General features: G+C 72.7%; 13 protein-coding genes and 1 tRNA gene. 12 read left to right on the top strand and 2 right to left on the bottom strand.

Annotation, left to right across the window (positions count from 1 at the left end; all coding sequences use genetic code 11):
• Nucleotide 1: 1 nt before the first annotated feature.
• The 8 genes from ACIO3R_RS03250 (at nucleotide 2) to ACIO3R_RS03215 (ending at nucleotide 12,564) form a co-directional block, all read left to right on the top strand.
• Nucleotides 2-1,642, top strand: coding sequence for a beta-N-acetylhexosaminidase (locus ACIO3R_RS03250; RefSeq protein WP_402102776.1), 1,641 nt, complete (start codon nucleotides 2-4; stop codon nucleotides 1,640-1,642).
• Nucleotides 1,643-1,981: 339 nt separating this feature from the next.
• A complete protein-coding gene (locus ACIO3R_RS03245) occupies nucleotides 1,982-2,878 on the top strand; it encodes a xanthine dehydrogenase family protein subunit M (protein ID WP_073738181.1) in 897 nt (298 codons plus the stop codon).
• Nucleotides 2,875-4,566: a 2Fe-2S iron-sulfur cluster-binding protein gene (locus ACIO3R_RS03240; RefSeq protein WP_402102773.1), complete on the top strand. Its 1,692-nt coding sequence runs from the start codon at nucleotides 2,875-2,877 to the stop codon at nucleotides 4,564-4,566. Before ACIO3R_RS03245 ends, ACIO3R_RS03240 begins: the two co-directional genes overlap by 4 nt.
• A complete protein-coding gene (locus tag ACIO3R_RS03235) occupies nucleotides 4,563-6,908 on the top strand; it encodes a xanthine dehydrogenase family protein molybdopterin-binding subunit (RefSeq protein WP_385037175.1) in 2,346 nt (781 codons plus the stop codon). Before ACIO3R_RS03240 ends, ACIO3R_RS03235 begins: the two co-directional genes overlap by 4 nt.
• 64 nt (nucleotides 6,909-6,972) lie before the next feature.
• Nucleotides 6,973-8,616, top strand: coding sequence for a PucR family transcriptional regulator (locus tag ACIO3R_RS03230; RefSeq protein WP_402102770.1), 1,644 nt, complete (start codon nucleotides 6,973-6,975; stop codon nucleotides 8,614-8,616).
• 183 nt (nucleotides 8,617-8,799) lie between these two features.
• The gene (locus ACIO3R_RS03225; RefSeq protein ID WP_385037170.1) at nucleotides 8,800-10,179 is read left to right on the top strand and encodes a diaminopimelate decarboxylase; all 1,380 of its coding nucleotides are present in this window, start codon (nucleotides 8,800-8,802) and stop codon (nucleotides 10,177-10,179) included.
• On the top strand, nucleotides 10,176-11,009 hold the full coding sequence (locus tag ACIO3R_RS03220; protein ID WP_363030308.1) for a M55 family metallopeptidase: 834 nt from the start codon (nucleotides 10,176-10,178) through the stop codon (nucleotides 11,007-11,009). The genes ACIO3R_RS03225 and ACIO3R_RS03220 overlap by 4 nt, the downstream gene beginning before the upstream one ends.
• 115 nt (nucleotides 11,010-11,124) lie before the next feature.
• Complete coding sequence (locus tag ACIO3R_RS03215; RefSeq protein WP_402102766.1) at nucleotides 11,125-12,564, top strand: amino acid permease; 1,440 nt, start codon at nucleotides 11,125-11,127, stop codon at nucleotides 12,562-12,564.
• A 63-nt stretch (nucleotides 12,565-12,627) separates the two neighbouring features.
• Here the strand turns inward: ACIO3R_RS03215 and ACIO3R_RS03210 are convergent.
• Nucleotides 12,628-12,699, bottom strand: a tRNA-Cys gene (locus tag ACIO3R_RS03210).
• 182 nt (nucleotides 12,700-12,881) lie between these two features.
• Here ACIO3R_RS03210 and ACIO3R_RS03205 point away from each other — a divergent pair.
• From ACIO3R_RS03205 to ACIO3R_RS03190, 4 genes are all read left to right on the top strand, one after another.
• Nucleotides 12,882-14,363, top strand: a complete 1,482-nt coding sequence (locus ACIO3R_RS03205) for an MFS transporter (protein WP_402102764.1) — start codon at nucleotides 12,882-12,884, stop codon at nucleotides 14,361-14,363.
• A 32-nt stretch (nucleotides 14,364-14,395) separates the two neighbouring features.
• A complete protein-coding gene (locus ACIO3R_RS03200) occupies nucleotides 14,396-14,593 on the top strand; it encodes an Arc family DNA-binding protein (protein ID WP_402102761.1) in 198 nt (65 codons plus the stop codon).
• Entirely contained in the window at nucleotides 14,593-14,961 is a 369-nt protein-coding gene (locus ACIO3R_RS03195; RefSeq protein WP_402102758.1) for a type II toxin-antitoxin system death-on-curing family toxin, read from the top strand. Before ACIO3R_RS03200 ends, ACIO3R_RS03195 begins: the two co-directional genes overlap by 1 nt.
• Before the next feature lie 164 nt (nucleotides 14,962-15,125).
• Nucleotides 15,126-16,907 carry a DEAD/DEAH box helicase gene (locus tag ACIO3R_RS03190; RefSeq protein ID WP_385037156.1) on the top strand — a complete coding sequence of 594 codons (1,782 nt, stop codon included), beginning with the start codon at nucleotides 15,126-15,128 and terminating at the stop codon, nucleotides 16,905-16,907.
• Nucleotides 16,908-17,024: 117 nt separating this feature from the next.
• Here the strand turns inward: ACIO3R_RS03190 and ACIO3R_RS03185 are convergent, their stop codons facing one another.
• Nucleotides 17,025-17,576, bottom strand: a complete 552-nt coding sequence (locus ACIO3R_RS03185) for a hypothetical protein (protein WP_385351428.1) — start codon at nucleotides 17,574-17,576, stop codon at nucleotides 17,025-17,027.
• Nucleotides 17,577-17,742 lie beyond the last annotated feature (166 nt).

The raw sequence follows: 17,742 nt of genomic DNA, 5'->3' as shown, positions 1-17,742 counted from the left end.
CGTGGTCAATCTGATCCCGGCGCCCCTGAGCGCCGAATACCCCACCGACGCGGTCGGCTTCGTTCTGGATCAGGACACCGTGGTCGACGCGCCCCCGGGCACCGAGGGGGTCGCGCGTCTGCTGCGTGCCGCCCTGGGCGCCGCGACCGGGCTGCCGCTTGCACCGGGCCGGGGCGACGCCGGGCGGGCGATCCGGCTGCGGATCGAACCCGCGGCGGACGAACTGGGGCCCGAGGGCTACCTGCTCGACGTCGACGCCGACGCCGTCACGCTCCGGGCCGCGGCCCCGGCCGGGCTGCACTGGGGCGTCCAGACGCTGCGCCAGCTGCTCGGCCCCGAGGCCTTCCGGCAGGCGCCGGTGAACCCGGACCGGGTCTGGACCGTACCGGGCTGCACCGTCCGGGACCGCCCGCGCTTCGGCTGGCGCGGCATGATGCTCGACGTGTCACGGCACTTCATGCCCAAGACCGACGTCCTGCGCTACCTCGACCTCCTCGCCGCCCACAAGCTGAACGTCTTCCACTTCCACCTCACCGACGACCAGGGCTGGCGCATCGAGATCAAGCGCTACCCGCGCCTGACAGAGGCCGGCTCCTGGCGCTCGCGCACGAAGCACGGCCACCGGGCCTCCGAGCTGTGGGACGACACCCCGCACGGCGGTTTCTACACGCAGGACGACATCCGCGAGATCGTGGCGTACGCCGCGGCCCGGCACATCCGTGTCGTCCCCGAGATCGACATCCCGGGCCACTCGCAGGCGACCATCACCGCCTACCCGGAACTCGGCAACACCGACGTCATCGACACCACCGCCCTCTCCGTCTGGGACGACTGGGGCGTCACCCCGAACGTACTCGCCCCCACCGAGAACACCCTGCGCTTCTTCGAGGGCGTCTTCGAGGAGGTCCTCGAACTCTTCCCCGCCGCCACCTCGCCGTTCGTCCACGTCGGCGGCGACGAGTGCCCCAAGGACCAGTGGAAGCAGTCACCGACGGCCCAGGCGCGCATCAAGGAACTCGGCCTGGCCGACGAGGACGAGCTGCAGTCCTGGTTCATCCGGCACTTCGACCGCTGGCTCACCGCACGCGGCCGCCGCCTCATCGGCTGGGACGAGATCCTGGAGGGCGGGCTCGCCGAGGGGGCGGCCGTCTCCTCGTGGCGCGGCTACGGGGGCGGCATCGCCGCCGCCGAGGCCGGGCACGACGTCGTGATGTGCCCGGAGCAGCAGGTCTATCTGGACCACCGTCAGCACGGCGGCCCCGACGAGCCGATGCCGATCGGGTACGTCCGCACCCTGGAGGACGTGTACCGCTTTGAACCCGTTCCGCCGGGCCTCTCCGAGGAGGCGGCCCGGCACATCCTCGGCACCCAGGCCAACGTCTGGACCGAGGTCATGCAGAACCGGGCCCGCGTCGACTACCAGGTCTTCCCGCGCCTCGCCGCCTTCGCCGAGGTCGCCTGGTCGGCCCTGCCCGCCTCCGAGGACCGGGACTACGCCGGCTTCGAGCGGCGGATGGCCACGCACTACAGGCGACTTGACGCGCTCGGCGTCGACTACCGGCCGCCGGGCGGTCCGCTGCCCCGGCAGCGGCGGCCCGGCATCCTGGGACGCCCGATCGAGGGAGCGCCCCCGCGCGTGTGAGCCCGCGTGAAGGGAGCGCTTCCGGCTGCCGCGGCAGCCGGAACCGCTCCCTTCCGTGCTGTTCCGGCACAGTTTCCCGCCCGTCCTCCCGCACTTTCCCGTGACTCTCCCGTGGACCGGAGCAAGCCGTACAAGCTCGCTGAATAGTGGCAATTCGCACTCCACGCCGAAGAGGTGCGAATCGGGATCATCTCCCTGGCCAGGGACGGATACTCCCTTCGCGGACCCTCGCGTCGGGCCGGTCCGAAGATGTGCCAGAGTTGCCACGTCCAGGCTTTGAGCACGTACCGTACGGCGAAACAGACGGGACAGCCGGGACACCGGGAAGGGGCAGCTGGGTTGACCACGCAAGCACCGCAGGCGACGCAGTCCGTCACGCTGCCTGCCTCGCTGGACGAGGCAGTGGCGGCACTCGGCGCCATGCCTGCCGCCGTCCCCGTGGCGGGCGGCACGGACCTGATGTCGGCTGTCAACAAGGGCCTCCTGCGCCCCTCCGGGCTGGTCGGCCTCGGCCGGATCAGCGAACTCCGGGGCTGGCACTACCAGGACGGCCACGCCCTGCTCGGCGCCGGACTCACCCATGCCCGCATGGGGCGTCCCGACTTCGCCGCCCTCATCCCGGCCCTGGCCGCGTCCGCACGCGCCGCGGGACCGCCCCAGATCCGCAACGCCGGAACGCTCGGCGGGAACATCGCCACCGCAGCCCCGACCGGCGACGCGCTGCCGGTGCTCGCCGCGCTGGAGGCCGAACTCGTCATCGCGGGCCCCGGCGGCGCCCGCCGCGAGATCCCGGTCTCGCACCTGCTGGCGGGCCGCGAGATGCTGGAGCCCGCCGAACTGATCGGCTTCGTCCGCGTTCCGCTGCTGCACGCCCCGCAGGTCTTCCTCAAGGCGACGGGACGCACCGGCCCCGGCCGTGCCACCGCCTCCGTCGCGATCGTCCTCGACCCGGCCCGGCGCGGAGTGCGCTGCGCGGTCGGCGCCATCGCGCCGATGCCGCTGCGGCCGCTGGAGGCCGAACGCTGGATCGCCTCACTGATCGACTGGGACGGCGAACGGGGTCTGGCGCCCGACGCGCTGGCCGCGTTCGGCGAGTACGTCGCCGCCGCCTGCATCCCGGACGAGCCACCGCCCGCCGACGGGGGAGAGGCGCCACCGCTGTCCCCCGCCGTACTGCACCTGCGGCGCACCGTCGCCGCGCTGGCCCGACGCGCACTGGGGAGGGCACTGTCGTGAGCAACGAGGACCACACCGAACAGCACGGGGGATGGGAGCCGACCCCCCAGAGCGGCGAGTACGACGCGGACGCGACCGCCTTCGTCCACTTGCCGCCGGAGGACCTGGCGAACATCCCGCTGGCCGCGCCCGGCCAGGGCTACGTGCCGCCGATGATCCTTCCGCTGACCCCGGCCGCCGGGACTGACCCGGCCGCCACCGGCAACTGGGCCGTCCGGACACCGGACCAGCAGGACCCCCGCTCGGAGGCCGAACAGCCGGCCCCCGAGGCGGTGCACTGGCCCGACCCGAACCAGCAGCAGACGCCGTACGGGTACCCGCAGACCCCGCAGACCCCGCAGACACTGCCCCCGCACCAGCCGCAGGCGCCCGGGGAGCAGTACCCCGACCGGTACCGCGACAACCGGGCCGACACCGGCCAGTGGAGCTTCGCCGAGTCCGCCGAGCCCGCGGGGCACACCGGCCAGTGGCAGATCCCGGTCGCCGACGGCGATCTCCCGGAGGAGTCCGGCGAGTTCTCGGCCTCCGCGCTGGCCGCCGGCTGGTACGCGGACCGGACCCCGCCGGCCACCCTGCCCGGCGGCGCGCCCGCGCCCTGGGCGACGCAGGAGCCGGAGCCCGCGCCCGGGGAAGACACCCCGCCGGACCCCGGCACACCGGACGCGCCGCACGACAGCGCGGACGGAGCCGGGGACGCCGACGCGCCGCCCCCGGAGCCGGCCCCCGGCCCGCACGAGGCCGGGCACGACACCGGCCACGAAGTCCCGCCCGGAGCAGCCCTCCAGGACACACCGCACCCCGGCCCGGAGCACCCCGGCACAGCCGAACCGGCCGTCGAACCGGCCGTCGAACCGGCCGTCGAACCGGCACTTGACCCCGGGACGGCACCGGACGCCGAGGTCACGGATGCCGAGGGCACCAACGCCAAGGGCACCAACGCCGAGGTCACGGACGCCGAGGTCACGGGCGTCGAGACGGCACCGGACGCCGGGCCCACGGAAGCCGAAGCCGTGGACCCCGACGCCACGGACACGGACGCCACGGATACGGGCGCCGTCGAGGCCGCTCCGCTCGACCTGCCCAGCGAACACCCCTCCGCCTCCTACCTGCTGCACGTGAACGGCGCCGACCGCCCCGTCACCGACGCCTGGATCGGCGAGTCGCTGCTCTACGTGCTGCGCGAGCGCCTCGGCCTCGCCGGGGCCAAGGACGGCTGCTCGCAGGGTGAGTGCGGTGCCTGCAACGTCCAGGTGGACGGGCGTCTCGTCGCCTCCTGCCTGGTCCCCGCGGCCACCGCGGCGGGCAGCGAGGTCCGTACCGTCGAAGGTCTGGCCGTCAACGGCGAGCCGTCCGACGTGCAGCGGGCGCTGGCCGACTGCGGCGCCGTCCAGTGCGGCTTCTGCATCCCCGGCATGGCGATGACCGTCCACGACCTGCTGGAGGGCAACCACGCCCCCAGCGAGCTGGAGACCCGCCAGGCGCTCTGCGGCAACCTCTGCCGCTGCTCCGGTTACCGGGGCGTGCTCGACGCCGTGAACGAGGTCATCGCGGGCCGCGAGGCAGCCTCCGAGGCCGCCTCCGCGCCCGTACCGGAAGCAGCGGAACAGGACGAGGCCCGCATCCCGCACCAGGCGGCCCCCGGCGCGGGTAGTGTGCAGGCCCATCTGCAGGACGGAGGCATGGCGTGAGCAACGACGCAGCCACCGCGGCCGGCGCTACCCACACGGCGATCAGCATTCCTTCACTGGACGGCCCCGACGGCCCCGGGACCGAGCAGCCACTGCTCGGCCTGGGCGCCTCGCTGCCCCCGGCCGACGCCCGCGCCAAGACCGAGGGCACCTTCCCCTACGCCGCCGACCTGTGGGCCGAGGGACTGCTCTGGGCGGCCGTGCTCCGCTCTCCGCACCCTCATGCCCGCATCCTGTCGATCGACACCTCGGCCGCGGTCGAGATGCCGGGCGTACGCGCGGTCGTCACCCACGAGGACGTCCCCGGCGAGAGCTCCTACGGGCGCCGCGTCGTGGACCGCCCCGTCTTCGCCTCCGACCTGGTCCGCCACCACGGCGAGCCGATCGCCGCGGTCGCCGCCGACCACCCCGACACGGCCCGGCTGGCCGCCGCCGCCATCGCCGTCGAGTACGAGGTGCTGGAACCGGTCACCGACCCGGAGAAGGCCTTCGCCGCCGAACCGCTGCACCCCGACGGCAACCTGATCCGCCACATCCCGCTGCGCTACGGCGACCCGGAGGTCGTGGGCGAGGTCATCGTCGAGGGCCTCTACCGCATCGGCCGCCAGGACCCGGCGCCGATCGGTGCCGAGGCCGGGCTCGCCGTGCCCCGCCCCGACGGCGGCGTCGAGATCTACACCGCCTCCACCGACCCGCACACCGACCGCGACCTCGCCGCCGCCTGCTTCGGCCTGGAGCCGGACCGGGTGAAGGTCGTCGTCACCGGCGTCCCCGGCGCGACCGGCGACCGCGAGGACCCCGGATTCCAGCTCCCGCTGGGTCTGCTCGCCCTGCGCACCGGCTGCCCGGTCAAGCTGGCCGCCACCCGCGAGGAGTCCTTCCTCGGCCACGCGCACCGCCACCCCACCCTGCTCCGCTACCGCCACCACGCGGACGCCGAGGGCCGGCTGGTGAAGGTCGAGGCGCAGATCCTCCTCGACGCGGGCGCGTACGCCGACTCCTCCTCCGAGTCGCTGGCCGCCGCCGTCGCGTTCGCCTGCGGCCCCTACGTCGTCCCGCACGCCTTCATCGAGGGCTGGGCCGTCCGTACGAACAACCCGCCGTCCGGCCACGTCCGGGGCGAGGGCGCGATGCAGGTCTGCGCCGCCTACGAGGGCCAGATGGACAAGCTGGCCGCCAAGCTCTCCATCGACCCGGCCGAACTGCGGCTGCGCAACGCCCTGTCCACCGGCGACATCCTGCCCACCGGCCAGACCGTGACCTGCCCCGCCCCCGTCGCCGAACTCCTCGGTGCGGTAAGGGACTTCCCGCTCCCCTCGCTCCCCAAGGACTCCCCGGAGGACGACTGGCTGCTCCCGGGCGGCCCGGAGGGCGCGGGCGAGCCCGGCGCGGTGCGGCGCGGGGTCGGATACGCGCTCGGCATGGTCCACATGCTCGGCGCCGAGGGCGCCGACGAGGTCTCCACGGCCACGGTCCGGGTCCACGACGGGGCCGCCACCGTCATCTGCGCCGCCGTCGAGACGGGCCAGGGCTTCTCGACACTGGCCCGCCAGGTCGTCCAGGAGACCCTGGGCATCGAGGAGGTCCACGTGGCCTCCGTCGACACCGACCAGCCCCCGGCGGGACCGGCCACCCACGGCCGCCACACCTGGGTCTCCGCCGGAGCGGTCGAACGCGCCGCGAAGATGGTCCGCACCCAGCTGCTCCAGCCGCTGGCCCACAAGTTCGGCATGTCCACCGAGCTGCTCCAGATCGCCGACGGCAAGATCACCTCGTACGACGGGGTGCTGTCCACGACCGTCACGGAGGCGATGGACGGCAAGGAGCTCTGGGCCACCGCCCAGTGCCGCCCGCACCCCACCGAGCCGCTCGACGAGTCCGGGCAGGGCGACGCCTTCGTGGGCCTCGCGTTCTGCGCGATCCGCGCGGTGGTGGACGTCGACATCGAGCTCGGCTCGGTCCGCGTCGTGGAGATGGCCGTCGCCCAGGACGTCGGCCGGGTCCTCAACCCGTCCCAGCTGGCGACCCGGATCGAGGCGGGCATCACCCAGGGCATCGGCACCGCCCTGACGGAGAACCTCCGCACCGCACGCGGTCTGATCCGGCACCCCGACCTGACGGGCTACGCCCTGCCGACCTCCCTGGACGCGCCGGACATCCGCATCGTCAAACTCGTCGAGGAACGCGATGTGGTGGCCCCCTTCGGCGCCAAGCCGGCTTCCGCGGCCCCCGTGGTGACGTCCCCGGCCGCCGTGGCCGCCGCCGTCCGCTCGGCCACCGGCCGCCCGGTCAACCGGCTCCCGATCCGGCCCCAGGCAGCGGTGGCGACGCCGAAGTCCTGATTCGGTCCCCCGTGCGTGACGGGGGACATGGCAGGCCGCGGCGTCATGCGGCGAGTATGGGCGGATGCATCTCTCCGGATCGGACGGCCCCGACCACGGCCCCACGCTCGCGCAGCTCCTCGCGCTGATCGCCGCCGGGACACTCGACGTGGTCGTGGCACCCCGCGGCACCGGCGTGCCCGTGTCCGACGTGGTGCTGCACGACCCGGGCGAGGAGCGGGACGAGGAGGTCTGGGCGGCCACCGGGCTGGTGCTGCTCGCCGTCGGGGTGGAAGTCGCCTCGTCCGAGGCGGTGGACGTGCTGCGCGCCGCCGACCGGGCCGGCGCGGCGGCCGTGGTGATGCGGCGCGGCGTCCGGGGGCCGGGGACGGCGCTGCTGGAGGCGGCGGAGCGGGGGCGTACGGCGTTGCTGACCCGGCGGCCCGGACAGGGCTGGACCGAGGTGCTCGGCGGGCTGCGGACCGCGTTGGTGCACAGCGTCGCGGACGGGGCCGGGGGCGCGGGCGGTGTCGACGGGCTGCGGCTGGGAGATCTGTCGGGCCTGGCCAACACCGTGGCGGACCTGGTCGGCGGCGCGATCACGATCGAGGACCCGCAGTCGCGGGTGCTGGCGTACTCGCGCATGGACCACGAGCCCGATCCGATGCGCAGGCTCACGATCCTCGGCCAGGAGGTGCCGCGCTGGCGGGTCGTCGAACTGCGGGAGAGCGGCTTCTTCCAGACCCTGTGGAACACCGACGACGTGGTGCGGCGCCCCGCCGACGACCGGTACGCCGAACGGCTGGCCGTCGCGGTACGGCACGGATCCGAGGTGCTCGGCTCGATCTGGGCCGCCGCCGACGGGCGTCCGCTGGCCGAGGACGCGGTGGCGGCGCTGCGGACGGCGGGCCGCGCGGCGGTCCCGCACCTGTCGCACCACCGGACGTGGGGCCGGGCCGCCACCCGGGCGCGCGAGGGAGCGGTGCACGCACTCCTGGCGGGCAGCACCCAGGCGGCGCACGACGTCGGGATCGTACGGGGCCGGCCGTACGCCGTGATGGTGGCGGAGGTGTACGAGGGCCGGGAGCCGGCGCCCGGGGACGTCGTGCAACGGGTGCTCGACGTCCTCGCGCTCCAGGCCGCCGCCTACCGCCCCGGGTGTGTGACCGCACGGTCGGGACAGCGGCTGTACACCCTGGTGCCGGCCGCGGACGGCGAGACGGACCCCGCCCGCACCCTGCTGGCGACGGCCCGCTCCGTACCCCGTGGCGTGGTCTTCGCCGGTGCCGGGCCCGTGGTGACGGACCTGGCGCGGCTGCCCGCCTCCCGTGAGGCCGCGGAGCTGGTGGTACGGGTGCTGGGGGAGCGGGCCGCGCGGCTGCCCGCCGGGGCCGGTTCGGAAGTGGCCTCGTACGCGGAGGTGGCGGCCGAGGCCGCGGTGCTGCGGCTGCTCGACCGGGTGGAGCCGCTGTGGGGGACGCTGTCGGGGCCGGTGCACGCGATGCTGGAGCACGACCGGGCGCACGGCGCGCGGTACGGCGAATCGGTCGCCGGGTACCTCGACGCCTTCGGCGACACGGCCGCCGCCGCGCGTCGCCTCAATGTGCACCCCAACACCCTGAGGTACCGGCTGCGCCGGGCCCGGGAGCTGTTCGGCGTGGACCTGGCCGACCCTGCCGTGCGGCTCCTGGCGGACGTCGGGCTGCGTCTGGGCCGCCGCGACGGCTGAGGACGCCGGGGGCGACGACGTATTTCATGATCATTTACTTGTGGGGCCGGACAGGCGATCCGGCGTGTCCTGGTCGTGGGCGACGGAGACATGCCGGGCTCCGCGCACCGAAGCTGGGCACAACGGCCCGCGGCCCGATGGACGCGGTGCACGAGCGGTCCCTCACGTAGGAGTGTGGTTCAGGTGACATCCGGTCCGGCCCCCCAGCGCAAGCGCGCCCGAGAGGCGGCGCTCGCCCGCGCCGTCGAGGAGGGGCTGCTCGGCCCCGGCTCGCCCCTGGTCGGCCTGCTCGACGTCGACGGGGTGCTGGCGGCGGTGGACGCGCTGAACGAGGCGTTCGAGGGGCCGGCCACGGTCCACCACACGTTCGCGGCCAAGGCCTGCGGACTGGTGCCGGTACTGCGCCTCCTCGCCGAGGCCGGCATGGGCTGCGAAGTGGCCTCGCCGGGCGAGCTGGAACAGGCCCTCGCCGCCGGCTTCACCCCGGACCGGCTGGTCTTCGACAGCCCCGCGAAGACGGTCGAGGAGCTGGAGTTCGCGCTGGAGCACGGCATCGCGATCAACCTGGACAACTTCCAGGAGCTGGAGCGCGTCGACCGGCTGCTGGCCGGACGCGAGCCGGCCGGACCCATCGGCCTGCGGGTGAATCCGCAGGTCGGCGCCGGTGCCATCGGGGCGATGAGCACCGCGACCGCGACATCCAAGTTCGGTGTCGCACTGCGCGACCCGGGAGCCGTGGACGCGGTGATCGACGCCTTCACCCGGCGCCCCTGGCTCAACCGCCTGCACGCGCACGTCGGCTCCCAGGGCTGCCCGCTGCCGCTGATCGCCCAGGGGGTCGGTGCCGCCTACGAGCTCGCGGAGCGGATCAACGAACAGCTGGGGCACGCCCGGATCACCGGCCTGGACATCGGCGGCGGGCTGCCCGTCAACTTCGAGAGCGAGGACGACCGCCCCACCTACGCCGACTACGTCGCCGAGCTGCGCGGCGCCGCTCCGGGGCTCTTCGACGGCCGCTACACCCTCGTCACCGAGTTCGGCCGCTCGCTGCTGGCGAAGAGCGGCACCATCGGCTCGGTCGTCGAGTACACCAAGTCCGCCGGCGGCCGGCGGATCGCGGTCACCCACGCCGGAGCCCAGGTGGCCACCCGCACCGTGTTCATGCCCGAGGCATGGCCCCTGCGCGTCGGTGTGTTCGACGCCGCGGGCCGCCCCAAGGAGGGGCCGCTCCAGGTCGTGGACATCGCGGGACCGTGCTGCTTCGCCGGGGACCTGACCGCGACCGCCCGCGAACTCCCGGCGGTCGACCCCGGGGACGTGGTGGCGCTGTACGACACAGGGGCGTATTACTTCTCTTCGCACTTCTCATACAATTCCCTGCCCAGACCTGCTGTGTACGGATATCGCACGGGTTCTGACGGGAAGGTACGCCTCGCCCTGGTCCGTGAGGCCCAGAGCGTGCGCGAAGTCGTCGAGGAGAGCGGCCTCTCCCACGCGGACGCCCTCGTGGCGCTGTGCGCGGACGGTCCGGAGCAAGGAACGAACAAGGAGGTGGCGGGGTGAAGCGTGTGCTCATATCCGCCGACATGGAAGGGGCGACGGGCACGGTCTCCCCGGCGGACGTCGCAGCGGGGACACCGCGCTACGAACGCTTCCGCCGGCTGCTCACCCGGGACGTCAACGCCGCGGTCGCCGGGTTCGCCGACGCGGGCGCGGAAGAGATCGTCGTCAATGACGCCCACTGCGGCATGGACAACGTGCTCATCGAGGAACTCGACCCGCGTGCCGTCCTGATCGTCGGCCGCCACAAGCCGCTCGGCATGATGGAAGGGCTGGAGGAGGGCATCGACGCGGTGGCGTTCGTCGGCTACCACACCGGTGCCGGCGAACAGGGCGTCCTCGCGCACACCTATCTCTCGCACAGCATCCTCGGTGTCCGCATCGACGGCGAGCCGGCCGGCGAGGGGCACTTCAACGCCCTGGTCGCCGCGGAGGCGGGCGTCCCCGTCGTCCTGGTCACCGGTGACGACGTGACCTGCCGCGAAGCCGCCGGGTACGCGCCCGGCTGCCGGACCGTCACCGTGAAGAAGGCGATCTCCCGGCACGCGGCCGTCTGCCGCACCCCCGCCGTCACGGCGGCCGACATCCGCCGCGAGGCCGCGGCGGCCCTCTCGGCACCCCCGCCCCGTCCCACCCCGCGCCCCGCACCGCACGTGGTGGAGGTCGACGTGGACAGCCCGCACCTCGCGGACCGCGCGAGCGCGCTGTCCGGGGTCGAACTGTCCGGCCCCCGGACCGTCCGCATGGAGACCCCCGACGCCGTGACGGCGCTGCGCCGCTTCCGGGCGCTCAGCTGGGTGATCGGCGGCGGCCGCGAGGGCGACTGGACCTGAGAACACCGCGGCCGGGCCCGGAACAGGCCGCCCGGCCGTGCCGCTTCGACGGCGCACCCCTGCCCCGAGGGGTGTCCCGCGCCCCCGTACGACGTTGTCCACGACTGGAGCTGCCATGACTTCATCCGCACCGCAGAGAGAGCCGCAGAGCCCGCAACCGGAACTCAGCCGCTCCCTGCGCAACCGCCACATGTCGATGATCGCGATCGGCGGCGCGATCGGCGCCGGACTGTTCGTCGGCAGCGGCTCGGTGATCAAGACGGCCGGGCCCGCCGCGATCGTGTCCTACTGCCTGGCCGGCGCGCTGGTGCTGTGCACCATGCGGATGCTCGGCGAGATGGTCGTGGCGAAGCCGTCCGCGGGCTCCTTCGCCGACTACGCCCGCACCGCCATCGGGCCGTGGGCGGGCTTCACCATCGGATGGCTGTACTGGTACTACTACGTCATCATCGTGGCCGTGGAGGCCGTCGCGGGAGCGGCGATCCTGCACGCGTGGATCGACCTGCCGCTCTGGGTCCTGGCCATGGGCCTGATGATCGTGATGACCGCGACCAACCTGCTCTCCGTGAAGTCGTTCGGCGAGTTCGAGTTCTGGTTCTCCTCCGTCAAGGTCGCCGCGATCGTGGCCTTCCTGATCGTCGGCGGCCTCTACGTCTTCGGCCTCTGGCCGGACTCGTCCTTCGACTTCTCCAACCTGACCGCGCACGGCGGCTTCACGCCGAACGGCTTCACCGCGATCTTCTCCGCGATCGTCGTGGTCATCTTCGCCTTCGGCGGGGCCGAGATCGTCACCATCGCCGCCGCCGAGAGCAAGGAGCCCGAGCGCTCGGTGGCCCGCGCCACCACCGGGATCATCTGGCGGATCATCCTCTTCTACGTGGGCTCCATCGTCCTGGTGGTCACCATCGTGCCGTGGGACAGCGCCCAGGTCCTGGCCAGCCCGTACGTCGCGGCCTGGAAGATCATCGGGCTGCCGGGCGCGGGCGTCGTGATGGACATCGTGATCCTCACGGCCGTGCTGAGCGTGCTCAACTCCTCCGTCTACGTCTCCTCGCGGATGATGCGGGCGCTCGCCACCCATGGCGACGCCCCCACCTGGCTGGTGGCGACGAACAAGCGCCAGGTTCCGGTCCGCGCGATCCTGGCCGGCACCGTGGTCGGCTGGATCTCGGTGCTCCTGGCCTACCTCTCCCCGGACACCGTCTTCACCTACCTGGTGAACTCCTCGGGCGCGATCGCCATCTTCATGTACCTCATGATCGGCGTGTCCCAGCTGCGCATGCGCCGCAGGCTGGAGCGCGAGGCGCCCGAGCGGCTGACCCTGCGCATGTGGCTCTTCCCGTATCTCACCTGGGTGGTGATGGCCGGCTTCGCCGCCGTCCTGGTGGCCATGGCCGTCATCGCCGACCAGCGCACCCAACTGCTCACCAGCATCGGCAGCCTGGCCGTCGTTCTCGTCGCGTACGCGGTGCGCAAGGCGCGTGGCAGCCGTCCCTCGCCGGCCGTGACCGTGGACGAGGGCGCCCCCGAGCCGGACTCGGTCCCCACCCGCTGACCCCCGCCGAACGCGGACCGCCCGCCCCTCACGGACGAGGGGCGGGCGGTTGCGTCTCCATCGAGGCCGTGACCGGAATCGAACCGGTGTAACTCGAGTTGCAGTCGAGCCCCTAAGCCTCTCGGGCACACGGCCGTGCGTTGTTCTGTTCCCGACCGTATGCCCCGGGGCCCCCGGCGCCAAGGGCGCGGACGGCCCCGCAACGCGACTGCCACACGCCGTTCACGCCCGGCCGGCCGGTCCTACGACCAAGGGACGAGAACGGGAGCGACCCGGGACAGGGGCCATGGTGGCTTTTGCCCCTTACCCTAAGGTTCATGACCGCCCTGGAACCGCGTGACGCCGAGGTCTCGGCCCGCACCGAAGACACCGATGACCTGCACAAGACCGTCGTCGCCGCAGTACCGGAAGGGGTGCTCGGGCGGACCTATCGGGCGCTCAGCATCGGCATCATCTCCGTCGTGTTCCTGATCGCCTTCGAGGCGACCGCGGTGGGGACCGCGATGCCGGTCGCCGCCCGCGAACTGCACGGCGTCCCCCTCTACGCGTTCGCGTTCTCGGCGTACTTCACCACCAGCCTCTTCGCCATGGTGCTCTCCGGCCAGTGGGCCGACCGGCGCGGGCCGCTGGGGCCGCTCGCCGCCGGGATCACCGCCTTCGGGGTGGGCCTGCTGCTCTCCGGGACCGCGGGCACCATGTGGATGTTCGTCGCGGGGCGGGCCGTGCAGGGGCTCGGCGGCGGACTGGTGATCGTCGCGCTGTACGTGGTGGTCAGCCGGGCCTACCCGGATCCGCTGCGCCCGGCGATCATGGCCGGGTTCGCCGCGAGCTGGGTGATCCCGTCCGTCGTCGGGCCGCTGGCCTCCGGAAGCGTGACCGAGCACCTGGGCTGGCGCTGGGTCTTCGTCGGCATTCCGGTCCTGGTGATCTTCCCGCTGGCGCTCGCGCTGCCCGCGATCCGGCGGATGGCGTCCGGGCCCGCCGATCCGGCGGCGCCCGTCGACCCGTTCGACCGCCGGCGCATCGTGCTCGCGCTGGGCATCTCGCTGGGCGCGGGGCTGCTCCAGTACGCCGGGCAGGAGCGGAACTGGTTCTCGCTGCTGCCGGCCGCCGCCGGGATCGCCCTGCTCGTCCCCGCCGTCCGCGGACTGCTGCCCCCGGGCACCGGCCGGGCGGCGCGCGGGCTGCCCTCTGTGGTGCTGCTGCGCGGGGTGGCGGCCGGGTCGTTCATCGCCGCCGAGTCGTTCGTGCCCCTGATGCTGGTCACCCAGCGCGGCCTGTCCCCGACGATGGCGGGTCTGTCGCTCGCGGCCGGCGGCGCGACCTGGGCGCTGGGTTCGTTCCTGCAGTCCCGGCCGCGTCTGGAGCCGCACCGCGAACGGCTGATGGTGGGCGGCATGGTGCTGGTCGCCCTGGCGATCGCGGCCGCGCCCACCGTGCTGATCGACGGGGTGCCGGTCTGGACGGTCGCCGTGGCCTGGGCGGTCGGCTGCCTCGGCATGGGCGCGGTGATCGCGTCGACGAGCGTGCTGCTGCTGAAGCTGTCCGCGCCGGAGGAGGCGGGGGCGAACTCCGCGGCCCTGCAGATCTCCGACGGGCTCTCCAACGCCCTGCTGCTGGCCGCGGGTGGCGCGGCGTTCGGCGCGCTCGGCGGGGGAGCGGTGGGGGCCGTGCACGAGGCCCTGGAGGCGGGGTCCTCCGGCTCGCATCCGGGGGCGTTCGCGGTGGTGTTCCTGCCGATGGCGGGGGTCGCGCTGGTGGGGGCGTGGGTGGCGACGCGGGTGCGCGAGGACGCGTAGCACCGCGTGGTACCAAGCGGTACCATTCGCTCATGGCTGGTCTGAATCTGCGGTTCACCGAAGAAGAGCTGGACGCCCTGCGCGCTCGGGCCGAGGCGGAAGGGAGGAGCATGCAGTCCTTCGCCCACGATGCGGTGATCACCGCCATAAACGAACACTCGCGCCTTTTCGACGAGGCGGCGGAACACGTACTGAAGGCGAGTGAGGAGCTCAATCGGAGGCTTGCCTGATGCAGTACCTGACCATGCCCGAGCTGCTCAGTCTGGCGAAGCGCCTCGGTGCGGCCGAGGTGCGTGACTACGGGCTGCTCGACTCGGCACTGGCCCGCCCGCAGTCGAGCGTCTTCGGCCAGGACGCCTATCCGGATGTCTGGCAGAAGGCCGCCGCGTTGATGGAGTCGCTGGCGCGCAATCATGCGCTCGTCGACGGTAACAAGCGCATCGCCTGGTATGCGACCTGGGTTTTCCTGCACATGAACGGACATCCGCTGGACGCCGGCTTCGACGTGGACCAGGCCGAGCGCTTCGTCCTCGACGTCTGTCAGGGAGTGGTGGACATGCCCAAGATCGCGGAACAGCTGCCCGGATTCGCCAAGTAGACGTTCCCTGTGAAGCGGGTCTCAGCTGTGCCGAACCACGGCTGGTTCGTACGGGGTTCCACCCCGCCCCCCGGTAGGGTGGCCCGGTTGTCGTATCGCGTGCGTGCCCGTCCCGGCCCGTGCGGACAGCGCCCCACGTACCCGAGAGACCCGAACCGGAGACCGTGACTACTACCGCCTCCCACCACCTCTCACCCGCCTTTCCCGGCCGCGCCCCCTGGGGTACGGCCGGCAAGCTGCGAGCCTGGCAGCAGGGCGCCATGGAGAGGTACATCCAGGAGCAGCCGCGCGACTTCCTCGCGGTCGCGACCCCCGGCGCCGGCAAGACCACCTTCGCGCTGACCCTCGCGTCATGGCTGCTGCACCACCACGTCGTCCAGCAGATCACCGTCGTGGCGCCGACCGAGCACCTCAAGAAGCAGTGGGCGGAGGCCGCCGCCCGGATAGGGATCAAGCTCGACCCGGACTACAGCGCCGGCCCCGTGAGCAAGGACTACCACGGGGTCGCGGTCACGTACGCCGGTGTCGGGGTCCGCCCGATGCTCCACCGCAACCGGTGCGAGCAGCGCAAGACCCTGGTGATCCTCGACGAGATCCACCACGCCGGTGACTCGAAGTCCTGGGGCGAGGCGTGCCAGGAGGCGTTCGACCCGGCGACCCGCCGGCTCTCGCTCACCGGTACGCCGTTCCGCTCCGACACCAACCCGATCCCCTTCGTCGTGTACGAGGAGGGGAACGACGGGATCCGGCGCTCCTCGGCCGACTACACCTACGGCTACGGCAACGCGCTCGCCGACGGCGTCGTCCGCCCGGTGATCTTCCTCAGCTACAGCGGCAACATGCGCTGGCGCACCAAGGCCGGTGACGAGATCGCCGCCCGGCTCGGCGAACCGATGACCAAGGACGCCATCGGGCAGGCCTGGCGCACCGCGCTGGCCCCCACCGGCGACTGGATCCCCAATGTGCTCAGCGCCGCCGACAAGCGGCTCACCGAGGTCCGCAAGGGCATTCCCGACGCGGGCGGCCTGGTCATCGCGACCGACCAGGAGTCCGCCCGCGAGTACGCCAAGATCCTCAAGAAGGTCACCGGCGAGAAGGCCACCGTCGTCCTGTCCGACGAGAAGGCCGCGTCGAAGCGGATCGACCAGTTCACCGACGACGGATCGCGCTGGATGGTCGCCGTCCGCATGGTGTCGGAGGGCGTCGACGTGCCGCGCCTCGCGGTCGGTGTGTACGCCACCACCATCTCGACGCCGCTCTTCTTCGCCCAGGCCGTCGGCCGCTTCGTGCGCTCCCGCAGGCGCGGCGAGACCGCCTCGGTCTTCGTACCGACGATCCCGATGCTCCTCGACTTCGCCAACGAGATGGAGGTCGAACGGGACCACGTCCTCGACAAGCCCAAGAAGGGCAGCGACGAGGAGAACCCGTTCGCCGAGGAGGACAAGCTCCTCGCCGACGCGGAGAAGCTGGAGGACGAGGAGACCGAGGAGCAGCTGCCCTTCGAGGCCCTCGAATCCGACGCGGTCTTCGACCGGGTGCTGTACGACGGTGCCGAGTTCGGCATGCAGGCGCACCCGGGCAGCGAGGAAGAGCAGGACTACCTCGGAATCCCGGGGCTGCTCGAACCCGACCAGGTGCAGCTGCTGCTCCAGAAGCGGCAGACCCGGCAGATCGCGCACAGCCGCCAGAAGCCGGCCTCCGAGGCCGATCTGCTGGAGAAGCCGGCCGGTGACCGGCCGGTGGTCACGCACAAGCAGCTGCTGGGGCTGCGCAAGCAGCTGAACACCATGGTGTCGGCCTACACGCACCAGAGCGGCAAGCCGCACGGCGTCATCCACACCGAGCTGCGGCGGGTGTGCGGCGGGCCGCCGAGCGCGGAGGCCACGGCCGGGCAGATCGAGCAGCGGATCAAGAAGGTCCAGGAGTGGGCCACCCGTATGACGTGACCCACCGGAGCACGCGGGCACCGGCCCGGGGTACAGGACAGCCGTCCTCGCCCCGGGCCGGTGTCATGAGCGGGCCGGCGTCATGGGTCTGAGGCCGGTGTCATGAGAGGGCCGCCGCTACCAGACGAACGCGGCGGACTGGTTGGTCGTGGCCACGCACGGCACGGTGGCCGAGGTCGGGGACGAGGCCACGATCCGCAGCGACCAGTTGGAGGTCGTCGGGGGAGTGGGCAGCACCACGGAGTTGGTGCTGTCGCCGGCCGCGAGCGTGCCGGAGCTGAGCTTCAGCGGGCCGAGGGTGATCGGGTTGCCGCCGCTCAGACCGGGGTTGGCCTTCGCGGAGAACTGGACCTGGCTGGTGACGCCGCCCGAGGTCTTGGAGAGGGTCAGCGTCGTGGTGATGCTGTTCGGGTCGGCGCTCGTGCCGGCCGGCATGGTGATCGCCGTGGAGGTGATCTTGATGGTCTTGCTCGTGCCCGAGTCGGCGGCGGTCAGGGTGGCGAGACCGCTGCCCCAGGAGCCGCAGTTGTAGCTCGCCGTCGCGCTGAGCGGGACCACGGCGGATGCCGTCGGGGACGACAGCGCGAGCAGTGCGCCGACGGAACACGCCGCGCCCAGCACCAGCGGCAGACGTCTTCGGCTGGGGGTGTGGCCTGAGGAGATTGACATGACGGGTGGAACTCCTTCCGGTTTGAATTCCGCAGATTCGCTGGAGCTGTACCAGCCTGCGGATCTGCGTGCCGGGCCCGGCATGTCGGGTGCAGTGAAACGGTGATCTTCGAAGATGTCAACAGATGCGTAGGAAACGCGTGCTGAAATGCTTTTCGGGCATTTC

The organism is Streptomyces sp. NPDC087428, assembly GCF_044744085.1.
In the GTDB taxonomy this organism is placed as follows: Bacteria; Actinomycetota; Actinomycetes; order Streptomycetales; family Streptomycetaceae; genus Streptomyces.
The sequence above is the reverse complement of the archived record's forward strand: the minus strand, read 5'-3'. Positions and strand labels throughout refer to the sequence as shown.